At 62.8% G+C, this 23,843-nt stretch carries 23 protein-coding genes and 1 pseudogene; 11 read left to right on the top strand and 13 right to left on the bottom strand.

Annotation, left to right across the window (positions count from 1 at the left end; genetic code table 11):
• Positions 1-78: 78 nt before the first annotated feature.
• On the bottom strand, positions 79-501 hold the full coding sequence (locus NKI63_RS08740) for a lysozyme inhibitor LprI family protein (RefSeq protein ID WP_352504986.1): 423 nt from the start codon (positions 499-501) through the stop codon (positions 79-81).
• 235 nt (positions 502-736) lie between these two features.
• Between NKI63_RS08740 and ykgO the strand changes: the two genes are divergently transcribed.
• Positions 737-862 (top strand): type B 50S ribosomal protein L36, encoded by a 126-nt coding sequence (ykgO, locus tag NKI63_RS08735; RefSeq protein ID WP_006203764.1) that lies wholly within the window; start codon positions 737-739, stop codon positions 860-862.
• Between the two features lie 94 nt (positions 863-956).
• On the top strand, positions 957-1,556 hold the full coding sequence (locus NKI63_RS08730; RefSeq protein WP_352687263.1) for a tetratricopeptide repeat protein: 600 nt from the start codon (positions 957-959) through the stop codon (positions 1,554-1,556).
• A 116-nt stretch (positions 1,557-1,672) separates the two neighbouring features.
• Here the strand turns inward: NKI63_RS08730 and NKI63_RS08725 are convergent, their stop codons facing one another.
• The 3 genes from NKI63_RS08725 to NKI63_RS08715 all read right to left on the bottom strand — a co-directional run bounded on the left by NKI63_RS08725 (position 1,673) and on the right by NKI63_RS08715 (position 4,865).
• Positions 1,673-2,755, bottom strand: coding sequence for an NAD(P)H-dependent flavin oxidoreductase (locus tag NKI63_RS08725; RefSeq protein ID WP_352687260.1), 1,083 nt, complete (start codon positions 2,753-2,755; stop codon positions 1,673-1,675).
• 218 nt (positions 2,756-2,973) lie between these two features.
• Positions 2,974-4,404 (bottom strand): pyruvate kinase, encoded by a 1,431-nt coding sequence (gene pyk / locus NKI63_RS08720; RefSeq protein WP_352821097.1) that lies wholly within the window; start codon positions 4,402-4,404, stop codon positions 2,974-2,976.
• On the bottom strand, positions 4,401-4,865 hold the full coding sequence (locus tag NKI63_RS08715) for a DUF1036 domain-containing protein (RefSeq protein WP_502894192.1): 465 nt from the start codon (positions 4,863-4,865) through the stop codon (positions 4,401-4,403). Before NKI63_RS08715 ends, pyk begins: the two co-directional genes overlap by 4 nt.
• Positions 4,866-5,132: 267 nt before the next feature.
• On the opposite strand from NKI63_RS08715, the gene NKI63_RS08710 reads away from it, so the two are divergent.
• The 4 genes from NKI63_RS08710 (at position 5,133) to NKI63_RS08695 (ending at position 8,064) form a co-directional block, all read left to right on the top strand.
• Positions 5,133-5,930 carry an N-formylglutamate amidohydrolase gene (locus NKI63_RS08710; RefSeq protein WP_352821094.1) on the top strand — a complete coding sequence of 266 codons (798 nt, stop codon included), beginning with the start codon at positions 5,133-5,135 and terminating at the stop codon, positions 5,928-5,930.
• A gap of 26 nt (positions 5,931-5,956) precedes the next feature.
• Complete coding sequence (locus tag NKI63_RS08705; protein WP_254816513.1) at positions 5,957-6,265, top strand: DUF1244 domain-containing protein; 309 nt, start codon at positions 5,957-5,959, stop codon at positions 6,263-6,265.
• Between the two features lie 10 nt (positions 6,266-6,275).
• Positions 6,276-6,737, top strand: a complete 462-nt coding sequence (locus tag NKI63_RS08700) for a cupin domain-containing protein (protein WP_352821091.1) — start codon at positions 6,276-6,278, stop codon at positions 6,735-6,737.
• A gap of 160 nt (positions 6,738-6,897) precedes the next feature.
• Positions 6,898-8,064, top strand: a complete 1,167-nt coding sequence (locus tag NKI63_RS08695; RefSeq protein WP_352821088.1) for an MFS transporter — start codon at positions 6,898-6,900, stop codon at positions 8,062-8,064.
• Here NKI63_RS08695 and NKI63_RS08690 read toward each other — a convergent pair.
• The gene (locus tag NKI63_RS08690) at positions 8,022-8,933 is read right to left on the bottom strand and encodes a LysR family transcriptional regulator (RefSeq protein WP_352476142.1); all 912 of its coding nucleotides are present in this window, start codon (positions 8,931-8,933) and stop codon (positions 8,022-8,024) included. The genes NKI63_RS08695 and NKI63_RS08690 overlap by 43 nt on opposite strands.
• 94 nt (positions 8,934-9,027) lie before the next feature.
• Between NKI63_RS08690 and NKI63_RS08685 the strand changes: the two genes are divergently transcribed.
• A complete protein-coding gene (locus tag NKI63_RS08685) occupies positions 9,028-9,990 on the top strand; it encodes an SDR family oxidoreductase (protein WP_352650943.1) in 963 nt (320 codons plus the stop codon).
• 63 nt (positions 9,991-10,053) lie between these two features.
• On the opposite strand, the gene NKI63_RS08680 is transcribed toward NKI63_RS08685, so the two are convergent.
• The 6 genes from NKI63_RS08680 to NKI63_RS08655 form a co-directional block, all read right to left on the bottom strand.
• Entirely contained in the window at positions 10,054-10,212 is a 159-nt protein-coding gene (locus NKI63_RS08680; protein WP_023678456.1) for a DUF3309 family protein, read from the bottom strand.
• Positions 10,213-10,310: 98 nt separating this feature from the next.
• On the bottom strand, positions 10,311-13,487 hold the full coding sequence (locus NKI63_RS08675; protein ID WP_352821084.1) for an efflux RND transporter permease subunit: 3,177 nt from the start codon (positions 13,485-13,487) through the stop codon (positions 10,311-10,313).
• 2 nt (positions 13,488-13,489) lie between these two features.
• Positions 13,490-14,701 (bottom strand): efflux RND transporter periplasmic adaptor subunit, encoded by a 1,212-nt coding sequence (locus NKI63_RS08670; protein ID WP_352821081.1) that lies wholly within the window; start codon positions 14,699-14,701, stop codon positions 13,490-13,492.
• Positions 14,702-15,086: 385 nt separating this feature from the next.
• The gene (locus tag NKI63_RS08665) at positions 15,087-16,217 is read right to left on the bottom strand and encodes a patatin-like phospholipase family protein (RefSeq protein ID WP_352476433.1); all 1,131 of its coding nucleotides are present in this window, start codon (positions 16,215-16,217) and stop codon (positions 15,087-15,089) included.
• 26 nt (positions 16,218-16,243) lie between these two features.
• On the bottom strand, positions 16,244-17,026 hold the full coding sequence (locus NKI63_RS08660; protein ID WP_352821078.1) for a 3-hydroxybutyrate dehydrogenase: 783 nt from the start codon (positions 17,024-17,026) through the stop codon (positions 16,244-16,246).
• Positions 17,027-17,225: 199 nt separating this feature from the next.
• On the bottom strand, positions 17,226-18,314 hold the full coding sequence (locus tag NKI63_RS08655; protein ID WP_352701384.1) for a citrate synthase/methylcitrate synthase: 1,089 nt from the start codon (positions 18,312-18,314) through the stop codon (positions 17,226-17,228).
• A 92-nt stretch (positions 18,315-18,406) separates the two neighbouring features.
• On the opposite strand from NKI63_RS08655, the pseudogene NKI63_RS08650 reads away from it, so the two are divergent.
• Positions 18,407-19,538, top strand: a pseudogene (locus NKI63_RS08650) (citrate synthase).
• A gap of 42 nt (positions 19,539-19,580) precedes the next feature.
• Here NKI63_RS08650 and NKI63_RS08645 read toward each other — a convergent pair.
• On the bottom strand, positions 19,581-20,234 hold the full coding sequence (locus NKI63_RS08645; RefSeq protein ID WP_352504976.1) for a TetR/AcrR family transcriptional regulator: 654 nt from the start codon (positions 20,232-20,234) through the stop codon (positions 19,581-19,583).
• Between the two features lie 101 nt (positions 20,235-20,335).
• Here NKI63_RS08645 and NKI63_RS08640 point away from each other — a divergent pair, with 101 nt between their 5' ends.
• Positions 20,336-20,782, top strand: coding sequence for a hypothetical protein (locus NKI63_RS08640; RefSeq protein WP_352504975.1), 447 nt, complete (start codon positions 20,336-20,338; stop codon positions 20,780-20,782).
• Between the two features lie 108 nt (positions 20,783-20,890).
• On the opposite strand, the gene phaR is transcribed toward NKI63_RS08640, so the two are convergent.
• A complete protein-coding gene (phaR, locus tag NKI63_RS08635; protein ID WP_254816501.1) occupies positions 20,891-21,499 on the bottom strand; it encodes a polyhydroxyalkanoate synthesis repressor PhaR in 609 nt (202 codons plus the stop codon).
• 278 nt (positions 21,500-21,777) lie between these two features.
• On the opposite strand from phaR, the gene NKI63_RS08630 reads away from it, so the two are divergent.
• Together NKI63_RS08630 and phbB are read left to right on the top strand one after the other, a co-directional pair.
• Positions 21,778-22,962, top strand: coding sequence for an acetyl-CoA C-acetyltransferase (locus NKI63_RS08630; RefSeq protein ID WP_254816500.1), 1,185 nt, complete (start codon positions 21,778-21,780; stop codon positions 22,960-22,962).
• Between the two features lie 104 nt (positions 22,963-23,066).
• Positions 23,067-23,792, top strand: coding sequence for an acetoacetyl-CoA reductase (phbB, locus tag NKI63_RS08625; RefSeq protein ID WP_352504974.1), 726 nt, complete (start codon positions 23,067-23,069; stop codon positions 23,790-23,792).
• The last annotated feature ends 51 nt before the right edge of the window (positions 23,793-23,843 follow it).

Here is a 23,843-nt window from a genome sequence, read left to right as displayed (position 1 = left end):
ACCGAAGGTCCGCGCTAGCGAAAAGTGGAATCCGGTTTCGGAAAAGATCATGCTCAAACACAAAGTTAGAACCTACGCTTACTGGATGTCGCCGCTCTCGTCCTCGTCGGGGCTGGCGCAGCTCACATCGCCTTCTGCGCAGGTCGAATCGGCGGTGAGCTGCTTAGTGCGATCGTCGGTCAGCCGCGTCAGGCATTCCGATATCAGCATCGGATAGATCGAGCCGCCTTCGCTGTCCGCGGCGGAATAGCTGCATTCCGCGTCGCGAAAAGCGATCCAGGCGCGCTGCGCCGTCTGCAACAGCTTCCTGGCTTTTGCGTCACTTCCGCCGATGAGATCCTGGTAGGCCTTGTTGAGCTTGGCGTCGGCGGATTTGTAGTCCGCGTCGGCGCAGATGTTCATCATCTGCTGGCTGTCGTCGTTGCGGTCGCATTCCTGCGCATGGGCAACAGAGCCTGCCGCGAGGACGACAAGACAGGCGGACACAAGAATTCGGCGCATGACGATCTCCAATTCGCAACCGCATCATTCCAGCCGTCGCAAGCCTGCGCAATGCCGCAAGGCGCCAGTGGCGGATATTTGATGATACGAAACGGTCCGTATCGTTTAGGCAACGCGCTTGCGGTTGACACGGGCAACGCTCCTCGTCTATGAGCCACGCACAGTTCAAAGGCGCGTCTGTGGGCGCGCCTTAATAATTCGGCCCGTGACCGGGCCCAGACCGACGGGCAAGACCATGAAAATCAAGAATTCGCTCAAGGCGTTGAAGGCGCGTCACCGCGACAACCAGCTGGTTCGTCGCAAGGGCCGCATCTACATCATCAACAAGACCGCGCCGCGCTACAAGGCGCGCCAGGGTTGAGTTTTCGACGGAGGCTGCGCGCCTCCGTTCGCATGATACGACACTCACGCTAAATTCAGTTTGACGATCCGGCGTCGGGGGCTAGATTCCCGCGATGCGGATTCTTTTTGCATTTTTCACGGCTTTCCTCGTTTCCGGCGCTGTCTCGCTGCCGGCGTGGGCTGAAGATCCGACCACAACTCCGCCGACAGCACCTCCGGTCGTCAAGACGAAACAGGCGCGGCTCGATCAGCTGTTTGCCGATCTCAAGCGCGAACGCAATGAAAAGGCGGCCGAGCGCATCGCCGGACGGATCGGCAGCGAGTGGTCCCAGTCGGGCAGCGCCTCTATCGACCTGATGATGCAATGGTCGCAGAAGGCAATCGAAAATCAGAAATTCGATGTCGCGCTCGATTTTCTCGATCAGGCGGTGACTTTGCAGCCGACCTATGCGGAAGGCTGGAACCGGCGCGCCACTGTTCATTTCATGATGAAGAACTACGGGAAGTCGATGGCGGACATCGACCGCACCCTGCAGCTCGAACCACGCCATTTCGGCGCGCTTTCGGGCCTGGCTCAGATCATGGCCGAAACCGGCCACAAGCAGTCGGCACTTGAAGCCTGGCAGCGCGTTCTCGGCATCTACCCGATGATGCGCAGCGCCCAGGACCAGGTCGCCGCACTTTCCGAGGAGCTTGCCGGCGAAGGCATTTGAAGCCAGTAGGGCAATAGGGGAGTAAGGCAGTATGTGAGGTGTAGATTGCACTGCGGAACGCATGCCCCCTACTCCCCTACTCCCCTACTCCCCTACTCCCCTACTCCCCTACTCCCCTACTCCCCTACTCCCCTATAGGCCCGATCTACGCCGCTTGCTTCCGTGACGAGTTTCTCCACAAGCGCGGCGGCCGGCATCTGCCGCAGCTTCGCAACGCCCTGCCCGGCCCAAATGGGCAAGAAGTCAGCCCGCTTGCTTTCATCCTTCGCCATCGAAAGCGGCATGACCAGACTCGCCTGTAGCGGAAACGCCAGCGCAGCATCTTCCTCACCAGCCATTTCCATCACAAACCGGTTGCGCACCACGCGCGCTGGGCGGCCAGTGAAGCAGCGAGTCACCGACGTGCTCTCGTCGTTGGCCGAGCGCAATGCTGCGCGATAGACTGGCTGCACATTGGCTTCAGGACAGGCCAGGAAAGCCGTGCCGATCTGCACACCAGATGCACCAAGTGCAAAGCTGGCGGCAATGCCGCGACCGTCGAAGATACCGCCGGCGGCAATTACAGGCACCCGCACGGCATCAACAATCTGCGGTACGAGGGCCATGGTGCCGGCTGTGCCGATAGCAGGGTCGCCAGTGAATGTGCCGCGATGCCCACCGGCCTCGTATCCCTGGGCGATAATGGCGTCCACCCCTCCTGCCTCAAGCTGGCGCGCTTCCGAGACGGTGGTAGCCGAACACAAGACAGTACAGCCGGCCGCTTTCAACTGCTGCACAATTGCGGTGTCGGGTAGGCCGAAGTGGAAGCTGACCACCTTCGGGCGCAGCTCGAGCACAATTTCGAGACGCTCACGATCGAAGGTGGGGAAGGGCTCGCCCGGCTCGGGCACCGGTCCGAGGCCGACCTCCTCATAGCAGCCGCGAAGGCGGTCTCGCATGCTTTGGGCTGCCGCATCATCGCGTGCCGGCGGCGGGTGCGCAAAGAAGTTGACGTTGATCGGACGATTGGTCGCGTGCTGCGTCGCCGTGAGTTGCTCGCGGATAGCCGCCGCAGGCAGAATGCCGCATCCGAGCGAGCCAAGCGCCCCGGCATTGCTGACTGCCGCCGCCAGTTCCGGCGTGGTGATGCCGCTCATCGGCGCCTGGATTATCGGGTGCTCAATGCCGAGGAGTTCCAGAAGATCAGTGCGCATCCACATTGGATCACCCTCCTCTTTCTCCCAGGAGAGATTTTACCCTAACTGACCTCCAGCTCAAGTCGGATGGGGCCTCCGAACCGGCTCGCGGCCGGCCACAGGCTGATGCACGCGGGCGGGAGTTCGGCGTCGACCCTGATCTACCTGCCGTCGATGCGCCGGGCTGGCGCCGCGTTTACGACGCGCCATGCAGCCGGCCCATCCGGCAGCCGCCGCCGACATTAGCGGCCGACTTCCGATCCGACATAGGCGATGCGCAGCATGTTGGTCGAGCCGGGCGTCCTCAGCGGAACGCCGGCCGTGATGATGACGCGGTCGCCGGGCTTGCCGAATCCTTCGTCCAAAGCGATGCGGCAGGCGCGATCGACCATGTCGTCGAGGTCGATGGCATCGGGAGAAACGACGCAATGCGTGCCCCACAACAGCGACAGTCGCCGCGCCGTGTTGAGGATCGGCGACAGCGCCACGATCGGCACTTGCGGCCGCTCGCGCGCGGCGCGCAGGCCGGTTGTACCCGAGGCCGTGTAGGTGATGATGGCCGACAGCTTCAGCGTCTCAGCGATCTCGCGGGCAGCAAGCGAAATGGCGTCGGCGCCGGTCGCTTCCGGTTCCGAGCGCTGCGCGTTGATGATGCCGGCATAGGTCGGGTCGGTTTCGACCTTGGTGGCGATCCGGTTCATCATCGCCACCGCTTCGACCGGGTAGGCGCCGGCGGCGGACTCCGCCGAAAGCATGATCGCGTCGGCGCCTTCAAACACGGCGATCGAGACGTCCGAGACTTCGGCGCGGGTCGGCACCGGCGCGGTGATCATCGATTCCAGCATCTGCGTGGCAACCACCACAGGCTTGCCGGCGCGGCGGGCGGCGCGGGTGATCTGCTTCTGAATGCCAGGCACGGCTTCGAGCGGCATCTCGACGCCGAGATCGCCGCGGGCGACCATCAGCGCATCCGAAAGCTCGATGATCTCGGCCAGCCGGGCGACGGCCTGCGGCTTTTCGATCTTGGCCATGATCAGCGCCCGGCCGCGCGCGATCTTGCGCGCTTCGGCCAGGTCCTCGGGCCGCTGCACGAAGGACAGCGCCACCCAGTCGACGCCGGTCGCCAGAACCGCGTCAAGATCCCGGCGGTCCTTTTCCGTCAGCGCGCCGACCGGCAGGTCGGTGTCGGGCAGGCTGACGCCCTTCTTGTCGGAAATGGTGGTACCGGCGACGACGGTGCAGACGATCGCCTGGCCGTTGCTGCTGACCGCCTTGAGCTCGAGCTTGCCGTCGTCGATCAGCAGGCGATGACCGGCCTCGACCGAACGCAGGATTTCGGGATGCGGCAGGTAGACCCTCTTCGAATTGCCGGGCTCGGGATTGTCGTCGAGCGTGAAGGTCTGGCCGACGGTCAGCACTTCTTTGCCGTTGGCGAACTTACCGACGCGCAGCTTTGGCCCTTGCAGGTCGGCGAGAACGCCGATCGGCCGGCCGACCGCCTCCTCGACGGCACGAATGCGGCCGACAAGCGTCCGCATCAATTCATGGTCGGTGTGGCTCATATTGATCCGGAACACGTCGGCGCCGGCTTCGAACAGCTTCTTCAGCATCTCCTCGGACGAGGAGGCCGGACCGATGGTGGCGAGGATCTTGACCTTGCGGCTGCGTCTCATTGACTGTTTGTTCCCGGGGCGGCTGCAGCGCCATCCGTTGCGGGCTCGTCAGTCAGCTGGACCATCCAGCTTGCCTGCTCGCCCGTGTCATATTCCTGAAATCCGGCGCGCTGAAAGCCCCGGGCGACGCAGTCGGTAACGCCGGCGATCTTGAACTCTTTTTCGGCCACGCACATGTTGATCGGGCCATCCCAGCGTCCGCCGCGCTCGGCGTCTTCTGCATAAAGATAGTAAAACCTTGATGACAACGGTCCCTCGATGAGCGTCTTGCAGCTCGATCCTTCGATGTGCCACCAGCCTTCGGTGATCCAGCCGGCCTTGGCGCGATAGCCGATGCCGACGCCGACCAGGTTCTGCGTGGCGTTGCAGACCCGGAAATCGGCCCGTGCCGGCGAGGCCGTGATCACCGCGAAAAGGCCCATTGCCGGTATCAGGAGCGGCATGGCCAAGGCATGGCGCACACGCAGCCTGCCGGCGAAACCCATCCTGAAACCCCTCAAGAACCACATTTGCATCTCTCAACGCCCCTTTTCGGAAAAGTCCGTACGCATGTCAACGCGCCGATCTGTCCAATTCCAATCGATTTAGAAGGCTCCGGCGCGCTTGCGGTCGCCCCCGCTCAGTTTTTTGCAGAAACCGTGGCTAAACAACGGCATTGCGCAAGCGTTCTCTTCGTGGAATGACGATACCACCCTCCCAGGAAGCCCGCGAACAGACCTTTCCCGCCGATGACCCGATCCACAGTTTTCGCGCCTTTCGACATCGTCGAAGGCGACCGCAAGCGCGGCATGGTGCTTTTGGCCGATCACGCTCGCCGCGACCTGCCGGAGGAATATGGCAGCCTTGGCCTGCCAGCGGCGGAGTTCGACCGCCACATCGCCTACGACATCGGCGTCGAGACTGTAACCCGCGAACTCGCAAGTCTGCTCGGCGTTCCGGCGGTGCTTGCCAATTTTTCACGGCTGCTGATCGATCCCAATCGCGGCGAGGACGATCCAACGCTGATTCGCCAGCTCTATGACGGCACCATCATCCCGGGAAATTATCCCATGGCGTCGGAGGAACGCGAAAGACGTCTGGACCGCTTTTACCGCCCCTATCATGATGCCGTCGGCGCCATGATCGCCTCGGTGGCGCAAGCGTCCGCGCAGGCACCTTTCATCTTTTCGGTGCATTCCTTCACACCGACCATGCAGGGCTTCGTGCGGCCGTGGCACGTCGGCATATTATGGGATCTCGACGATCGCGTTGCGCGGCCGCTGATCGACATGCTCGCCCAGGACAAGAGCCTCATCGTCGGCGACAACGAACCCTATGACGGCGCACTGCGCGGCGATACCATGTTCAGGCACGCCATCGTCAACGGATTTGCCCATGCACTGCTCGAGATCCGCCAGGACCTGATCGCCGACCTTAAGGGTGCCCTCGACTGGGCCGAACGGCTGGCGCCGATCGTTGACGCGATCGATCGACGTGCCGATATACATGCGGTGAAAATATTCGGCTCGCGCACCGGACCGGTGTGACGGAAGGCCCAAGGGACGCCAAAGACATGACCGAACTCAGCGACGAACAAAAGCGCGATTTCGAAGCCGCTGCCTTCCGCCGGCTGGTCGCGCATCTGCGCGAGCGTTCCGACGTGCAGAACATCGACCTGATGAACCTCGCCGGCTTCTGCCGCAACTGCCTGTCCAACTGGTACCGCGATGCGGCGCAGGCCGAGGGTGTCGAACTCAGCAAGGAACAGTCGCGCGAGATCATCTACGGCATGCCCTATGCCGAGTGGCAGGCACTGAACCAGATCGAGGCCTCCGACGCCAAGAAGGCCGAGTTCGAGGCAAGGCGCCCCAGGGATCACTAGGGAGGACGCCGTGCCTAAGATTGACGTTGCCGACGTGCCCGGACGCAAGGGCTCATCCTATCCACCGCCGTTCGATGCACCCTGTGTCGAACGCGTGCGGCAGCGGCTGGGCAACGCAGGCGGGCTCACCGACTTCGGCATCAATCTCATGCGCCTGCCGCCGGGCAACTGGTCGAGCCAGCGCCACTGGCATTCGCACGAAGACGAATTCGTCTACGTGCTTGAAGGCGAGCTGACGCTCGTCGAAGATGCCGGCGAGACGGTGCTGCGCGCCGGTGACTGCGCGGCCTTTCCGAAAGGATCAGGCAACGGCCATCACATGATCAATAAATCGGGCGCGATGGCGATCTATCTCGAAGTCGGTTCGCGCTGGCCCGACGACGTCGCCACCTGCTCCGACATCGACATGATGAGCACCAACGTTGATGGCCGGTTTGTGCACAAGGATGGCGCGCCTTATCCCGAGCCGTAAGGATTTCGAAGTGGACCGCCGAGATGGTTGGCCGACGCGAGAGGACGTAGCGTCTGGTCCAAGCACTTTCGGCGAACAGCGCTTGACTGTGAATTGAATCGATCTAATTTGCCGCGCGAAGCCATTTCCGGACCGGATTCTACCCGATGGACGCGCAGAAATGACGCAGACCGCGATTCGTGGACGCTGGGCAGTGGCCGGCATCTTCCTCGCCAATGGCTTCCTGACCGGGAGCTGGGCGCCGCAGATCCCGGTGTTCCTCACCCGGCTGGACATCAGCAAATTCACGCTCGGCCTGTTGATTCTGTTGTTCGGGGCCGGGGCCGTAACCGCCATGACCTGGTGCGGCCATCTGATCTCGAAGCATGGCTCGCGCACTGTGCTGCGCTGGTTCGGACTTGCCGGCAGCTTCGGCCTGTTGGTCGTGGCTCTGGCCCCCAACGTGCCCTTGGCGGCAATCGCCATGTTCATCTTCGGCGGTTCGATCGGCGGCATGGACGTCGCCATGAATGCCAATGCAGTGGCAGTCGAACGGCGGCTGTCCCGTGCCATCATGTCGTCCTCGCACGGCTTCTGGAGCCTTGGCGGTTTCGCTGGCGGCGCTTTGGGCGGTTTCGCCATCCAGAACTACGGTCACCTCGCCCATGCGACGGTGGTGACGGCTCTTGCCTTTGCCGTCATCGCCGTAGCGATCCGCTACCTGATCGCCGAGGACAAGCACCCAGCCCCCGAGCACCACAAATTCGCGTTGCCGGCAAACCCTCTGGTCTATCTGGTTGGGCTGATGGCACTGCTGACGATGATCTCCGAAGGTGCGGTGCTCGACTGGGCGGCGCTGTATCTCAGGCAGGAGCTCGGCGCCGATCTTGCCATCGCAGGCCTGGCCTACGCCGCCTTTTCCGGTGTCATGGCCGTCATGCGCTTCCTTGGCGATGGCGTCCGCAACCGTTTCGGTGCCGTTACGACGTTGCGTGCCTCGGCTCTTGCCGCTGCTGCCGGCATGCTGGTGGCCGGGCTGGCGCCCTCGCCGTGGCTCGCCATTGCCGCCTTTGCCTTTTGCGGCCTCGGCATTGCCAACATGGTGCCGATCATCTTTTCGGCCGGCGGCAACCAGGAAGGCATGGCGTCCGGCACCGGCATGAGCGTCGTCACCACAATGGGTTACTCAGGCATTCTGGTGGCGCCGTCGGCGATCGGCTTCATCGCCGAACGCTCGAGCTTCGGCCCGATCTTCGTCGCTCTTTCCGGGCTGCTGATCGTCGTGCTGTTGATGGCCGGGCTCGCTCACCGCGCTGAATTCGCAGCCGAGGCAGCACCGGCTGAATAGCGCTTGAACTCTTCGTAGAGGAAATCCGCGACGCGGCGGATGCGGACGCTTGTACGCACGTCGCGGTGCATGGCCAGCCACACCGGCAGCGTCGGCAGCGGGAGACCCGGCAGCACTGTCTCGACCAGCGGATCACGGTCGGCGAGCGGCTCCTGGCCAAAGCCGATGCCGTTTCCCGCCCGCACCGCTTCCCACAGCACGATCTGATTATCGGTCCTGAAGCGGAAGGCATTGCGGGCAAGCGGGACGCCGAACTGGGCAAAGCCGCGAATGATCTCATCGCTGCGGTCGAAGCCGACCAGATCATGGCCGGCGAGATCCCGGGCCTCGCGCGGACGGCCACGCCGGTCGAGATAGGATTTTGCCGCGCAGGCGCGGAGCGGAATGTCGGTCACCTTGCGCGCGACCAGTTCATTCTGCGCCGGCTTGACCATGCGAATGGCGATATCGGCATCGCGACGCAGCAGATTCTCGACCTGGTTCGAGGCGACGATCTCGACCTCGATGCCCGGCTCCTCGAAACCAAGCCTCGCCATCATTTCCGGCAGCACATAGGCGGCCACCACTTCGCTGGCGGCAATGCGCACCGTACCCTCTATCGCCTCGACCGATCCCAGCGCCAGCAGCGAAAAGGCGCTCGCCTGCTCGCTCACCGCGCGACCCTGTTCAAAGAGCGTGCTGCCTGCTTCCGTGAGCGCATAGCCACGCCGCCCACGCCGGAACAGGGTGACGCCGAGCGCCTGTTCCAGCTCGGCGATGTGGCGGCCGAGCGTCGGCTGGCTTGCGGCAAGTTTTCGCGCGGCGGCAGACAGGCTGCCGGTCTCCGCCACCGTGACGAAACTCTTGATCAGGTTCCAATCGATATCCATTCAAAATTGAATATCAGAACGCCAGCCTTAGTCAATTTTCATTCGCTTGCGAAGAGGCCACAACAGGGTCGCAACACAAACACGGAGACGAACAATGACCAAGATCGCAATTCTCGGCGCCAACGGCCGGCTCGGCCGTGCGGTGGCCAAGGCCTTCCTCGATGCCGGCTACGATGTCCGCGCCGTCACCCGCGGCGGCAAGGTGCCGGCCGAGCTCAAAGGCGCCACGGCAATCGCCGGCGACGCGCTCGACCGCAACGCGCTGATCCGCGCCACCGAAGGCGTCGACATCATCTTCAACGGCCTCAACCCGCTCTACACCGACTGGGGCAAGTGTCTGCCGATGGCGGAGAACGTCATGGCTGCCTGCCGGGCGAACGGCGCACTGCATCTCTTCCCGGGCACCGTCTACAATTACGGCTCGCCGATGCCGGCGGTGATCGCCGAAGACACGCCGTTTCGCCCGACGACGGAAAAGGGCCGCATCCGCGTCGCCATGGAAGATCTGTTTCGCCGCGAGGCGGACGCGGGTCGGGTGCGCACGATCCTGCTGCGCGCCGGTGATTTCTTCGGCGGCACCGGCAGCGGATCGTGGTTCGATCTGGTTGTCGCCGCCAAGATGACCAAGGGTATCTATACGGCACCGGGACCGGTCGATCTCGTGCATGAATGGGCCTATCTGCCCGACCTGGCCAAGACCTTCGTCGGGCTGGCTGACAATCTCGACAAGCTCGGCTCATACGAGGCGCTGAATTTTCCTGGCCATGCGGTGACCGATCTGGACATCAAGGCGGCCGCGGAGAAGGCGCTCGGGCACGCGCTGAAGCTGACGAAGATGCCGTGGTGGGTGCTGCGCGCCGGCAGCCCGTTCGTGGCGATGTGGCGCGAGATCGTTTCGATGTCCTATCTCCGCTTCGAGCCGCACCGGCTGGCTTCAGCCCGGCTGGAAGGCATTATCGGTACGATCCCGCACACGCCGCTGGAAGATGCAGTATCGGAAGCGCTTGAGGATATCGGCGTCGCCACAACCAAGCCGGTGCAGCAAGCTGCCCAATAAGGAAGTTGAAAAAGACGGATGGTCTGACGGTCATCCGCCGCTTGTCCGGACCAATGATTGCGCTCAGATCCGGCCCATCAACAGCAGCACCAAGACAACGATCAGGATGACGCCGACGATGCCCGATGGGCCGTAACCCCAGGACCGAGAATGCGGCCACGCCGGAACCGCGCCGATCAGGATAAGAATAAGAATAATGATGAGAATGGTGCTGATCGTCATCAGAAAATCCTCGCTTTGAGGTTGCAATGACGAAACAATGCAGAAGGCCGCCCATTGTTCCCGGGCGGCCTTTGCTTGATCAGGGCAGCAATCGGACTCTATTCGGCGGCCTTCGGGAAGGCGATCGCCGGCTCGGCGCCCAGATCGGCGTCCAGGCCTTTCGACGGGATGTCGGCCTTGCGACGCCCCAACAGGCTACTGAACCAGCCACGGCGCGCACCGGGTTTGACCTTGGCGCGCGTGAACACCATCAGCATCGACGGCGTCACCACCAGCGTCAGCACGGTGGCGAAGGACAGCCCGAAGACGATAGCCGAAGACAGCGAAATCCACCATTGCGTCGACGGCGCGTTGATCGTCGTCTCGTGGTGGAAGATTTCGAGGCCGAGGCCGAAAGCGATCGGCAGCACGCCGAGGATCGCCGACACTGCCGTCAGCACCACCGGGCGGGCACGTTCGCGGCAGGTCTGCAGAACGGCTTCGTATTTGTCCCAGCCCTCTTCGCGCAACCGGTCATAGGTGTCGATCAGCACGATGTTGTTGTTCACCACCACGCCGGCCAGCGCAATGACACCGATGCCCGACATGACGATGCCGAATGCCTCTCCCGTCAGCAGCAGCCCGAGGAACACGCCGATCGTCGCCATGACCACGCAGGACAGCACCAGCCAGACGCTGGTGAACTTGTTGAACTGCGCCAGAAGCACGATGAAGATCAGGAAGATCGCCGCACCGAAGGCTTTGCTGAGGAAGGCCCCGGCCTCCGCACTGTCCTCATTCGAACCGGCAAGCTTCCAGCGAATGCCGCTGCCGAGGTTCATGTCGGCGACAGCTTTGGTGACCTCCTGCTGGACGGCAGCCACCTGGGCGCCGGCAGCGACGTTGGCCTGGACGACCACCGTTCGCGCGCCGTCGATGCGGTTGAGGATACCGACCGTCGGCTCCGGCTTGCGCACGACGAAGTTCGAGATCGGCACCGAGCCTTGCGCGGTCTGCACCCTGAGTTCGTCGAGCGTCGACAGCGTGCGCCGATCCTCGGGCAGGCGCAGCCTGATGTCCACCGCATCGTCGGCGCCGGCTGGCCGGTACTCGCTGAGCTTCAGCCCGTTGGTCACCAATTGCACGACCGTCCCGACCGCGGTCGGACTGATGCCGTACTGCGCCGCCTTGGTGCGATCGACCTCGAGCGCCCAGTCGACCCCGGGCGGCGCCAGACCATCGGAAATATCGATGACGCCGGGCACCTTGGCAATGCGCGCGGCGACGGCGCGGGCCTTGTCGTCAAGGCCCTTCGGATCGACGGCCGAAAGCCTGATCTGGATCGGCTTGCCGGTGGGCGGGCCGGCTTCCGGCACGCGAACCTCGACGTCGACACCGGGAATGCCGGCCATCACGCCGCGCAGTTCGTCCAGGATTGAGTTCGCCGATTTGCGCTCGCGCCAGTCGACGAATTCGTACTGGATCACGCCGACCACGTCTTCCGGAACGTCCTGGCCGCCGCCCTGCGTCTTGCCGACACGCGTATAGACGGACTTCACGCCCGGCCAACCGAGCAGCCGATTTTCCGCCGTCTTGGTGGCCGCGTCCATTTCGGCAAGCGAAAGATTGCCGCGGGCGTGGACATAGAGCAGGCCGTAGTCAGGCTCGACATTCGGGAAGAATTCGACGCCGGCGCCGAATTTCGAATAGGCGTAGCCGACGCCGAACAACAGCGCCACAGTGAGGACAAGCACGGTGATGGGATAGTGCACCGCCTGCTTGACCACGGCCATGTACCAGCCGTCGCGATTGTCGTCGGGGTGATGGGCCGGCGCCTTGGCAAATATCGCGCCCAGCGTCGGCGCGAAGACCAGCGCATAGAGCATCGAGGCCGAGAGCGTCACGATCAGAGTGATCGGCATATATTTCATGAAGTCGCCGATGATGCCCGGCCAGAACAACAGCGGCGAGAAGGCGGCAATGCGCGTCATCGTCGCCGCGATGACCGGGCCGGCCATGCGCTTGGCGGCAAGCGCGAACGCCTCTTGCTTCGGCATGCCCTCGCTCATGCGACGCTCGGCGAATTCGGTGACGATAATGGCGTCGTCGACCAGCATGCCGACCGCCAGGATCAGGCTGAACAGCACGATCATGTTGATCGTGTAGCCCATCATTGCCAGCAACAGGATACCGATCAGGAAGGATGAGGGGATGGCCAGTCCGATCAGCAGCGAGGCACGGCCGGACAGCGCGTAGAGGATAACGATGAACACCAGGATGACGGCGATCATCACGTGGTTCTGCAGGTCGCCGAGCAACTGGTTCACGAAAACGGACTTGTCTTGCGTGTAGGTGACGTGCATGCCCTCCGGCATCGTCTTGATGAAGGCGTCGGACACCTCCCTGACCTTGCCAATCGTATCGATCAGGTTGGAGCCGATGCGCTTCTTCACCTCGATGGCAATCGCCGGCTTGCCGTCGAGGCGGGTAGCCGTCTCGGCGTCCTTGAAGGTCGAGCGGATGGTGGCGATATCCTTGGCCTGCACCACGGCATTGGGGCCGGCGACGACCGGAAGCGCCGCCACATCCTCTGGCGTCTCGATAAGCGACGGCACCTTGACTGCGTATTTGCCCTCGGACCCTTCGATATTGCCGGCGGCGACAAGACTGTTGGAAGCGCCGACCGCACCGATCAACTGGTCGAGCTGCAGCCCGTAGGAAGACAGCTTCATCGGATCGATGACCACTTCGACGAGGTCGTCGCGCGCACCCTGCAGCGAGCCCTCGAGCACACCAGGCACTTCCTCGATGCGGTCGCGCAACTCGCGCGCCGCCGCCGTCAGCACGCGCTCGGGCACCTCGCCCGACAGCGTCACGACCAGGACGGGGAACTCGGAGATGTTGACCTCTGAGACCACGGGCTCCTCGGCCGCTTGCGGCAGGTCGGCCTTGCCGTCCTGCACCTTGCTGCGCGTGTCCTGCAGCGCGGTGGCGAGATCCGTCTGTGGCTGGAATTCGACCAGCACATAGCCGCCGCCCTGGAAGGCGGCCGAGCGCATCTCCTTGAGGCCCTTCAGGCTCTTCAGCTTGGCTTCCATCGGCCGCAGCAAGAGGCGCTCGGAATCTTCCGGCGAGATGCCTTGGTAGATCAGGCTGATATACATCATCGGAATCGGAACGTCCGGTTCCGCTTCCTTCGGCGTCGACTGGTAAGCGACCGCACCGGCAAGGATGAGAAAGACCAGGACCGATATGGTCAGCCGGGCATTGCTGATTGCAAGTTTGACGATGTCCATGATTACTGCGTCCCGGTCGTCGCTTCGCCCAACAGCTTTTGGATGGTCGCCTGGTCCGCTTCGACCGGCTTGACCACTTCGCCTTCCTTCACCAGCTCCTGGCCGGCGACGATGATGCGGGCGTCGGTCGGAATGCCGCCAAGCACCAGGCCGGTCGGCGTGTCGTCGACCAGGTCGATCGGGAAGAACACGACCTTGTCGTCCTTGCCGACGGCGCGGATGCCGAGGTCGCCCTTGTCGCCGAGCGTCACCACCGAGCGCGGCAGCATGACGGCATCGGTCGGCTGGGCGCTGAGCGCGATTTCGGCCGTCATGCCGGCCGGTACGGAACCATCTGCATTCGGGATGGCGACTTCGACCCGGAAGGTACGGGTTGCCGATGATGCATCCCGGCTGATGTAGCGCACGATGCCCTCGACGTTCTGGCCGCTGACCAGACGCACATTCGCCTTGTCACCGATCTTCAGATAGCCGAGATCGCGTTCGCTGACCTCGCCGCGCGCAATCACCGGGTCGAGGCTGAGAATAGTAGCCACCTCGCCGCCCTGCATCACGGAACTGCCAAGCTCCACCGGCACCCGGTCGATAACGCCGTCGAAGGGCGCCTTCACCTCATTGCGGTCGAGTTCGGCTTGCGCTGCGTCCAGTTGCGACTTGGCCAGCGTCAGGTTGGAGCGGGCTGTATCGAGCTGCAACTTGGGCAGATTGCCGGTTTTCATAAGCCGCAGGGCAGCAGCCAGCTCTGCCTCCCGCTGCACGACAAGCTGCTTGGCATTGTCGACCGCCGAGATTTTTTCCTCGGCGGCAAGCATCAGGATCAGGTCGCCGGTCTTGACGTGCTGACCCTGCTTGACCGGCAGCTTGTCGATGACGCCGGCGACGCGTGTCGCCAGGACGGCGCGCTTGTCGGCTTCGGTCAGTCCGGAAATGCGGATAGCGCGTGCATAGGTGCGCCGCGGCGGGGTTATGACCGCGACCGTGCGTAACGGCGCCTTGGGCTGTTCCGCCTCGGCAGTCCCCGGCTTGGCAGCCCCCTGTTCGCCAGTTTGGGGCTTGCCTGCGTCGGCTGTCTTGGGCTGCTCGACCTCTCCTGCCTTGGGCTTGTTGTCGGCGGACGCGCTGCCGACGGACGAGAACTCGCCTGTCGCCATCCAGCCGGCGAAACCGATGAGCACAACAATGGCAGCAAGCTTGTGAAACCTGAATTTCGGCATCGTTATTTTTCCAGCGCGCGGGGTTCGGCCAAGCCGCATCTTCTACTTGGGGCGCGTCGCCGATATGGGTGCGCGCGAGGCCGTATTCAAATTGCCGTGATCGGCGAAGCGCGCTTCTACCTCAAAGTTGCGGCGCAATATAGTCAGAAAAGTTGATGGATTGTTGCTTTGTCCGCAAAGATGCGGCTGCAGCATCGGCGGTTGATCGCTAAAACAGCGGTATGGCAGCAAGTGTCAGGATGATTGGACAGATTGCGATGTCATCTGCTTTGCGGAGGAGCGAGAGCAATCCCAGGAAAAGTGTGAAACGGTTTCCGTCCGGAATTGCGTCAAAACAAAAACAAAAAGATAGAGCGGTTCGGCGTTTCCGAAAGGATTGACCGTTCTAGGCCGGACGGCGGGCGGCCTCGGGCTGCTTGCGCGCCGCAAGAAACTCCTTGACCCGGCGGCCCGGCGCGGGCCCGCGTACCGGCTTCAGGCCGTCATCGAGCTCGCCGGACAGATCGATCGTCGGCCGCTTGCCGACGGCGTCGTAATTTTCTTCCAGCCAGTCACTGGCCGCGGTGCGGCCGAGGTCGCGCAGATAGGCAAGGAACGCCCATTCAGCATTGACCTTGGACGATGCCGACAAATCCTTGAACGCTTCGTCGGCATCGATGCGGTGCATGCGTATGTCGCGATATTCGCCGTGCGGCAGTCGGCCGGCGGCGATCAATTCCTTGACGAAGGCGATCGAGCGGAATTCGCGCAACAGCCCGGCATTGAAGGTGATCTCGTCGATGCGGTTTTGAATCTCATTGGCGCTCTTCGGCGTCCCCTCGCGGACCACCGGATTGATCTGAACCAAAAGCACGTCCTCGGTGGCCGCCGTCTTGAAGAACGGGAACAGTGCCGGGTTGCCGCCATAACCGCCATCCCAATAGGGCACGCCCTTGATCTCGACGGCACGGAACAATTGCGGCAAGCAGGCCGACGCCATCACCGTGTCGAGGTCGATCTCGCCGTCAGAGAAGACCCGCAACTGGCCGGTCTCGACATTGGTAGCGGAAATGAACAGTTCAATCGACTTGCAGGCGCGCACATTGTCGAAATCGATCTCACGTTCGACCACGTCGCGCAGCGGATTGATGGCGAGCGGATTGGCGACATAGGGCGAAAATACCCGAGACATCGTATCGAACAGGAAATAGCCGGGCGTGTTCTCGATCGACCAATTGCCCCAGGCGACGTCCCAAGGCATGCGCTGCACCGGGCTGAAGCGGCCCTTTGCCGCCACCGCACGCCAGAAATCGTCGAGCTTCCGCCGCGCACCCTCGACGCCGCCGCGGACAAAGCCGTCGGCCAGCGCCACAGCATTCATGGCACCGGCGCTGGTGCCCGAAACCGCCGTTATGTCGAGGCGCCCGTCCTCCAGCAGCCGATCGAGCACGCCCCAGGAAAACGCCCCGTGCGAGCCGCCGCCTTGCAGCGCGATGTTGATCTTCTTTGGCTCTTCCACCTTGCCGTTCTTCGGCATGGCGTGGCCCTTGACCGCTGGATGGCTCACTGAGCGGTCCAGCCGCCATCGACAGAGATGTGCGTGCCGTTGATCTGCGCCGCCGCATCCGAGCATAGGAACACTGCCACCGCCGCAACCTGCTCGACGGTAACGAACTCCTTGGTCGGCTGCTTTTCGAGCATGACCTCGCGGACCACCGTCTCGCGGTCCATCTTGTTGGCCTTCATCTGGTCGGGGATCTGCGCCTCGACCAGCGGCGTCAGCACATAGCCCGGACAAATGGCATTGCAGGTGATCTTGTCGCGCGCCAGCTCCAGGGCGACAGTCTTGGTCAAGCCCATAATGCCATGCTTGGCCGAGACATAGGCCGACTTGAACGGCGACGCGACTAAGCCGTGGGCCGAGGCGACGTTGACGATCCGGCCGCCACCGGCCTGTTTCATCAACGGAATGGCGGCGGCGATGGTGTGGAAGGCCGATGACAGGTTGATGGCGATGATCGCATCCCACTTCTCGATCGGGAAGCTTTCCACCGGCGCGACATGCTGGATGCCGGCATTGTTGATCAGGATGTCGACCGAGCCGAATGCCTCGGCTGCCTTCGCCACCAAAGCCCGGCACTCGGCCGCCTTTGACATGTCGGCTTTGACATAGGCGGTCCTCACCTTGTGGTGCTTCGCGATCGCGTCTGCGATGGCGTGGTCGTCTGCGGTATCGGAAAAGGAATTGACGACGAGGTTGCAGCCTTCGGCCGCGAGCGCGTGGGCAATGGCCAGGCCGATGCCCGAGGTAGAACCCGTGACGATGGCGGTTTTTCTGGTAGTCAAGGCTGGCTATTCCTTTGAAGTGGGTTCCCGCGGAACCATGTTGCACTGCAGCATATAGGTTCTCTGCCATCCAAGAACAGCGGATGTGTGGAGCAATGACATGAAATTTTTGTCATGAGGACCTCTCTTATCTCGACGAGAGAGGTGTCCGGCACCGGCTATTGCGACCGGTTTCCGCAAGTATGCGAGGGAAAAATCCTCAGGCGACGAGGTCTGGGACCGGCCCGATATAGCGCGACTGCGGCCGGATCAGCCGTCCGCTCGTCTGCTGCTCGCGCGCATGGGCAATCCAGCCGGCGACGCGCCCGGCAGCAAAGACATTGGTGAACGCCTCTTTCGGAAAGCCCGCCGCTTCCAGCAGAAGTGCTGTGAAGAACTCGACATTGGTCTGGAGCGAGCGCGACGGCTTGGCGATGCGAAGCACTTCGAGCGCCGCTTGCTCGACGCTTTCGGCAAACCCCAGCCGGTGGGCGGCTACGCCCTTGGCGCCGAGTTGCCGCACCACCGCTTTCAGCACGTCGGCACGCGGATCGCGCACGCGGTAGATGCGATGCCCGAAGCCCATGATGCGGCGGCCGCGCCCGATCTCGTCACGCAGCCAGCCGGCGGCGTCGCCATGCGCCTCGATCGCATCCAGCATCTCGATCACCGGACCTGGGGCGCCGCCATGCAGCGGCCCCTTGAGCGCTCCGAGCCCGGCCAGCACCGCCGAAGTAAGCCCGGCCTGCGTCGAAGCGACCACGCGCGTGGCGAAGGTCGATGCGTTGAGGCCATGGTCGCAAACCGTCACGAGATAGGCATCGAGTGCCTTCGCCAACTTCGGCGAGGCCGCAATGCCGGTCAGCATCCGCAGCATGTCGGCGGCATGATCGGCCTTGCTATCGGGCGCAATCGGGCTTTCGCCGCGCTGCAAGCGCAGCAAGGCCGGCGTCAGCACGGCAGGTGCTGCAACCAGCCGCAGCGCGTCCGGCAATTTGCCGCCGTCCGGCAGCAGCGCAATGCCGGCGCGCATCGCGCTGTAGATATCGAGGGATGCGAGAAACGGCAGCAAGGGTTCGATCTGCCCGAACACTTCGCTGCGCGCCCGACCGATCGCGTTCGCCAGCTCCTTGTCGTCGGGAAAATCGTCGAAAAAGCCGTCGAACAGCAGATGGACCACCTCGGCGTATTTCCAGCGGCCTGCCAGTTCGGGCAACGAATGGCCCCGGATGGTCAGGCGGCCGCCAAGACCATCAACATCGGAGAGCACCGTTTCCGCCGCCACCACATCATCGAGCCCATTCGCCATTGGTTTTCTCCTTGACCCTTTCCGCGCGGTAGATAAGGGTTGGCGACTGGATCATCAATCTTGATCAACAGAATCAACATGACAGGACTGACATGACGGAGTGGCTGACGCGGGACGAGGCCCTGGAGCGTCTCAAGGTGCGCGCCCAGACGCCGCGGGCGCATCGGCATGCGCCCGGACCGGGCGGATCCACGCCGTAGCCAGTATCGCGCCGACGACATCGCGGCGCTGGCGAGCCGCCGGGCGCGCGGCCGAAATCCCCAGGCCATCGCCGAAAGTGCAATTGCCTGGGGTGAGCCGGCGATCGCCACCACGATCTCGACCGTTTTGCACGGCCGCCTCGTCTATCGCGGCCAGGATGCGGTTGCTCTCTGCGAGGCTGCCACGCTGGAGCAGACGGCAAACCTGCTTTGGGCATCTGACGCACCAGTGTCGTTTGTCTCGGCGAGCCGCCACGGCAACGGCGCAACTGGCCGGCCGGCCGCCTTCGCGGAATTGGCCGCGTTGGCGGCCAAGGACCGGCCTTCGCTCGGCCGCCGATCAGCTTCGCTCAACCACGATGCGGCCGGCGCCATCGCCGCCCTGGCCCAGGCGCTCGGCGCGATTCCCGGATCCGGTGCCGTGCACGAAAGGCTGGCGCGGGGATGGTCGCTCGATGCGGCCGACGCAGACTTGATCCGCCGCTCGCTCGTACTGTTGGCCGATCACGAATTGAACGCATCAACCTTCGCCGCACGGGTCGCCGCGTCCACCGGCGCACCTGTTTCGGCCTGCCTGCTTGCCGGCCTCGCAACGCTCTCCGGTCCGCGCCATGGCGCCGCCGCGGAGGCCGTCATGCTACTGGGCGAGGATGCGCAGAGATTGGGGCCGGATGCGGCCGTCGGACGCTGGCTCGGTCACGACATGCCACTGCCCGGATTTGGCCATCCGCTTTATCCCGAAGGCGATCCGCGCGCCGAACCTTTGCTGGCCGCTATCGATGTCGATGACGGGCTGCTGCGGCTTTGGGATGCGGCCTTTGCGGCAACGGGCATGCGCCCGAACGTCGATTTCGCCTTGGCTGCCCTGACGCGCAGCCTCCGCTTGCCGTCCGATGCGCCGTTCCGTCTGTTTGCGCTCGGCCGCAGCGTCGGCTGGGCCGCGCACGCGGTGGAACAGGTGACAAGCAACGGCCTGATCCGGCCACGCGCCCGCTACCAGGGACCGCTGCCGGAGTTCCATTAGCTGGTGGCGCAATCCCGGTCCCTTTTTTGGGTGCTGGCGGATTTAAGCTTTAGATGGAATGGTCATACGGTTCATGAAAAGTCGGAGAGCCCGCTGCGCGGCCAGGGCTGGCGGCTCGGACGGATGCCATTCCCGGAAATGACCATCGAGCGCCATGCGTGCCAACCCATACACGAGTGCACGCGCGGCAAGCACAAGATGATCAAAGTCGGTGTCGGGAGCAAGCCGACCGTGTTGTTGCGCTTGCGTCAGCAAGTCGATCATCCTCCGCCGAATAGCCTCATTCTGATGACGAAGGCTGTCCGACGCTTCAAAATCAATTAGGGTTCTGGAACTGATGATCTGGAAATGCGTGGGGTTGGTAATTGCCCATTCCAGATAGCCTTGTCCGATTGCTTCGAAAGCCTCAATGGGATCTGCGCTGCCGATTTTCGACTGCGCCTTGGCAACAGCCTCTGTCAGCCGATCCATGGCCTGTTCGGCGACCGCGGTTAGCAACGCTGTTTTCGATCGAAAATGCCGGAATGGTGCGCCGGGTGAAACGCCGGCACGTTTTGCGGCTTCGCGTACGGAGACATGCTCGGCTCCCCGTTCCTCGATGATCTCCACGGTTGCCGTGATCAAGGCCTCGACAAGATTGCCGTGATGGTATCGCTTGGCATGTCCGGCTTCGTCGGAATCAGTAGTCTTGGTCATCTCAGCCAAATAGCACGAGAGCGGAATGTAATCGCTGATTATTTCCCTTGTGTTCGAGCACTGCATATGTAATCAGTGTTTACATCGCAACGGAGGTTATCATGTTTCGCATCATCGCAACGACTGCCCTCGCTTTTTCCTTATTGTCGCTCGTGTCTGCCGAGGCCGAGGATCGGCCCACCCTGGAAATCGCCTGGCCGACCGCAGGTTCAGTTGTCGAACTGGGCAATGCTCCTGAGAAGGCGATAGGCGTCGTCGTCAGGAGCAACTTCAGGCTGCTCGCTGCGGGTGAGTGCGGGGAAATCAGCCAATGCGGCCACGTGCATATGAAGATCGATCCCGACGGAGACACCTGCAACATCCCCGGCAAGCCGTACAACAGCATGAACAGCGACTTTGGCGGTGACCTTATCAAGGCCCGTTTCGGCCATTGCCCGAATGCCGCCGGCAGACACGTAATCGGCGTGCTTCTTGCCGATGATCATCACCGGCCCATTCTAGTAGACGGCAAACCTGTTACCGCTCTGGTGACGGTGACCACGAAATAGAGCATGCCACGATGCATAGCATGGATGACATCTCCGCCTTTCGAGACGAAGATGTTTATCACACGGTCTGCTGAAGGAAGTTTCGGCCGGCACTTCGCCAGCCGGCAGTCAGGACATCGTGTCGAGCTTGCGCTGCATCGCGGCGATCTGCTCCTTCAGTTCCTGAAGGTCGTCGGGTTTTTCCGGTGTTTCCTTCCTGGCCGGTTCGGCCGGGGCTGCTGCCGGCGCAGAGCCCGCAGGCGGGAACGGTGTGAACAGCCGCATGGCGTTCTGGAACATTTCCATGTTGCGCCGCGTCTGCTCCTCCAGCACCTTGATCGGCGTGGCGATCTTCATCATGTCCATCGGCGACTTGCCGAGCGCATCTTTCATCTGCTCGCGAAAGCGTTCCTGCTCCTTAGAGAACGCCAGCATTGACTGCTCGAGAAAGCTCGGCACGATCATCTGCATCTGGTCGCCGTAATAGGCGATGAGCTGACGCAGGAACGGGATCGGCAGCATGTTCTGCCCGTCCTTGTTCTCCAGCTCGAAGATGATCTGGGTCAGCACCGGATGCGTGATGTCGTCACCGGTCTTGGCGTCCTGGACAGTAAAGTCCTCGCCTTTTTTGACCATTTCAGCGAGATCCTCAAGCGTCACATAGGTGCTGGTGCCCGTATTGTAGAGACGGCGATTGGCATATTTCTTGATAACAATAGGTTCGTCTTTTGCGGCCATCTGCATCCTCCCCGGACACCGGGCAGCTTAAGTAAGCCGCCGGTAACGATTGCGCCTTTTTAAAGGATATGCGCAAAAGCGTCATGAATCCAAGCAGTTTGTGCAGTGCGGGAACATTTTATGCTGCGCAGCACGGACGGGCCGCCGTTGCAGCGACGTGCTGCATGCTTGCGGCAGTCGGACGCCATGCCCATTTCGGGTTTGACTCGGGTTGTGGAAAGGGCAAGAAAAGTCCCCGACGGCACCCGAAATCGTTCCCCGAAAGCCTGGAGAAGAACATGTCCGCTTCCAACGCCATCGTTGTCGCCAGTGCAGCGCGCACGCCTGTCGGCTCCTTCAACGGCGCCTTCGCCAACACGCCAGCCCATGAATTGGGTGCGGTCGCCGTCAGGGAAGCGCTTGTCCGTGCCGGCGTCGAGGGCAAGGAGGTGGACGAGGTCATTCTCGGCCAGATCCTGACCGCGGCCCAAGGGCAGAACCCGGCGCGGCAGGCGGCTATGGCCGCCGGCGTGCCGCAGGAGGCTACCTCCTGGGGCCTGAACCAGCTCTGCGGCTCGGGCTTGCGCGCCATCGCGCTCGGCATGCAGCAGATCGCCCAGGGCGACGCGAGGATCATCGTTGCCGGCGGCCAGGAATCGATGTCGATGGCTCCGCATGCGCAACATCTGCGCGGTGGCGTCAAGATGGGCGACTTCAAGCTGATCGACACCATGATCAAGGACGGCCTGACCGATGCGTTCTACGGCTATCATATGGGCAACACCGCGGAGAACGTCGCTCGCCAGTTCCAGATCACCCGCGACGACCAGGACCAGTTCGCACTGGCTTCCCAGAACAAGGCCGAGGCCGCGCAGAAAGCCGGAAAATTCAAGGACGAGATAGTTGCCTTCACAGTCAAGGGCAGGAAGGGCGACACCGTAGTCGACCAGGATGAATACATCCGCCACGGCGCGACAATCGATGCCATGACCAAGCTCAAGCCGGCCTTCGACAAGGAAGGCACGGTGACGGCAGCTAATGCCTCCGGCATCAACGACGGCGCCGCAGCTGTGGTGCTGATGACCGAAGCGGAAGCCGCAAGGCGCGGCATCACACCTCTGGTGCGTATCGTTTCCTGGGCGACCGCCGGCGTCGACCCGCAGATCATGGGGACGGGACCGATCCCCTCTTCGCGCAAGGCGCTGGCCAAGGCCGGCTGGTCGGTCGGCGACCTCGATCTGGTCGAAGCCAACGAGGCCTTCGCCGCGCAGGCCTGCGCCGTCAACAAGGACATGGGCTGGGACCCGGCGATCGTCAACGTCAATGGCGGCGCCATCGCCATCGGCCATCCGGTCGGTGCCTCGGGCGCCCGCATCTTCAACACGCTGGTCTACGAGATGCGCCGCAGAAGTGCCAAGAAAGGTCTTGCCACGCTGTGCATCGGCGGCGGTATGGGCGTTGCCATGTGCGTGGAAGCATTGTGATGAGATAGGCGATACGAGTAGGATGCTGGTGCAAAGCGAGTAGGGAATAGAGGGCAAACCCCACCGCTTCAACGCGCAGCCATCTGCATTTCCCGGGAGGACACATGACAAAGGTTGCAATCGTCACAGGCGGGTCGCGCGGCATCGGCGCGGCGATATCGGTCGCCTTGAAGAGCGCCGGCTATTCGGTGGCCGCAAACTACGCGGGCAACGAGGATGCGGCGGCAAAGTTCAAGGCAGCGACCGGCATCCCGGTCTATAAATGGTCGGTCGCCGACTATGAAGCCTGCACTGCCGGCATCAAACAGATAGAGGCCGATCTCGGTCCCGTCTCGGTGCTGGTCAACAATGCCGGCATCACCCGCGACGCGATGTTCCACAAGATGACGCGCGAGCAATGGAAAGAGGTCCTCGACACCAATCTTTCCGGCGTCTTCAACATGACGCATCCGTTGTGGGGTGGAATGCGCGACCGCAAGTTCGGCCGCATCATCACCATCTCCTCGATCAACGGCCAGAAAGGCCAGGTCGGCCAGGTCAATTATTCGGCTTCGAAGGCCGGCGACATCGGCTTCACCAAGGCACTGGCCCAAGAAGGCGCGCGCGCCGGCATCACCGTCAACGTCATCTGCCCCGGCTATATCGCCACCGAGATGGTCAAGGCGATGGACGAGAAGGTGCTCAACGAGCGTGTCATCCCGCACATCCCGGTCGGCCGTCTCGGCGAGCCGGAGGAGATCGCGCGCTGCGTCGTCTTCCTCGCTTCCGACGATGCCGGTTTCATCACCGGCTCGACCATTTCAGCCAATGGCGGCCAGTACATCAGCTGAGGCTTGGGATGTCGCGGATGCCCCCGTACCGGCCCGACGGCAGGTACGGGC

Source organism: Mesorhizobium sp. M0410 (assembly GCF_040321435.1).
In the GTDB taxonomy this organism is placed as follows: Bacteria; Pseudomonadota; Alphaproteobacteria; order Rhizobiales; family Rhizobiaceae; genus Mesorhizobium.
The sequence above is the reverse complement of the archived record's forward strand: the minus strand, read 5'-3'. Positions and strand labels throughout refer to the sequence as shown.

Bases quoted from the DNA above. Each gene is read 5' to 3' on its own strand.
- NKI63_RS08740 (WP_352504986.1), bottom strand. From the start codon at position 501: ATGCGCCGAATTCTTGTGTCCGCCTGTCTTGTCGTCCTCGCGGCAGGC.
- ykgO (WP_006203764.1), top strand. From the start codon at position 737: ATGAAAATCAAGAATTCGCTCAAGGCGTTGAAGGCGCGTCACCGCGAC.
- NKI63_RS08730 (WP_352687263.1), top strand. From the start codon at position 957: ATGCGGATTCTTTTTGCATTTTTCACGGCTTTCCTCGTTTCCGGCGCT.
- NKI63_RS08725 (WP_352687260.1), bottom strand. From the start codon at position 2,755: ATGTGGATGCGCACTGATCTTCTGGAACTCCTCGGCATTGAGCACCCG.
- pyk (WP_352821097.1), bottom strand. From the start codon at position 4,404: ATGAGACGCAGCCGCAAGGTCAAGATCCTCGCCACCATCGGTCCGGCC.
- NKI63_RS08710 (WP_352821094.1), top strand. From the start codon at position 5,133: ATGACCCGATCCACAGTTTTCGCGCCTTTCGACATCGTCGAAGGCGAC.
- NKI63_RS08705 (WP_254816513.1), top strand. From the start codon at position 5,957: ATGACCGAACTCAGCGACGAACAAAAGCGCGATTTCGAAGCCGCTGCC.
- NKI63_RS08695 (WP_352821088.1), top strand. From the start codon at position 6,898: ATGACGCAGACCGCGATTCGTGGACGCTGGGCAGTGGCCGGCATCTTC.
- NKI63_RS08690 (WP_352476142.1), bottom strand. From the start codon at position 8,933: ATGGATATCGATTGGAACCTGATCAAGAGTTTCGTCACGGTGGCGGAG.
- NKI63_RS08685 (WP_352650943.1), top strand. From the start codon at position 9,028: ATGACCAAGATCGCAATTCTCGGCGCCAACGGCCGGCTCGGCCGTGCG.
- NKI63_RS08680 (WP_023678456.1), bottom strand. From the start codon at position 10,212: ATGACGATCAGCACCATTCTCATCATTATTCTTATTCTTATCCTGATC.
- NKI63_RS08675 (WP_352821084.1), bottom strand. From the start codon at position 13,487: ATGGACATCGTCAAACTTGCAATCAGCAATGCCCGGCTGACCATATCG.
- NKI63_RS08670 (WP_352821081.1), bottom strand. From the start codon at position 14,701: ATGCCGAAATTCAGGTTTCACAAGCTTGCTGCCATTGTTGTGCTCATC.
- NKI63_RS08665 (WP_352476433.1), bottom strand. From the start codon at position 16,217: ATGCCGAAGAACGGCAAGGTGGAAGAGCCAAAGAAGATCAACATCGCG.
- NKI63_RS08655 (WP_352701384.1), bottom strand. From the start codon at position 18,314: ATGGCGAATGGGCTCGATGATGTGGTGGCGGCGGAAACGGTGCTCTCC.
- NKI63_RS08645 (WP_352504976.1), bottom strand. From the start codon at position 20,234: ATGACCAAGACTACTGATTCCGACGAAGCCGGACATGCCAAGCGATAC.
- NKI63_RS08640 (WP_352504975.1), top strand. From the start codon at position 20,336: ATGTTTCGCATCATCGCAACGACTGCCCTCGCTTTTTCCTTATTGTCG.
- phaR (WP_254816501.1), bottom strand. From the start codon at position 21,499: ATGGCCGCAAAAGACGAACCTATTGTTATCAAGAAATATGCCAATCGC.
- NKI63_RS08630 (WP_254816500.1), top strand. From the start codon at position 21,778: ATGTCCGCTTCCAACGCCATCGTTGTCGCCAGTGCAGCGCGCACGCCT.
- phbB (WP_352504974.1), top strand. From the start codon at position 23,067: ATGACAAAGGTTGCAATCGTCACAGGCGGGTCGCGCGGCATCGGCGCG.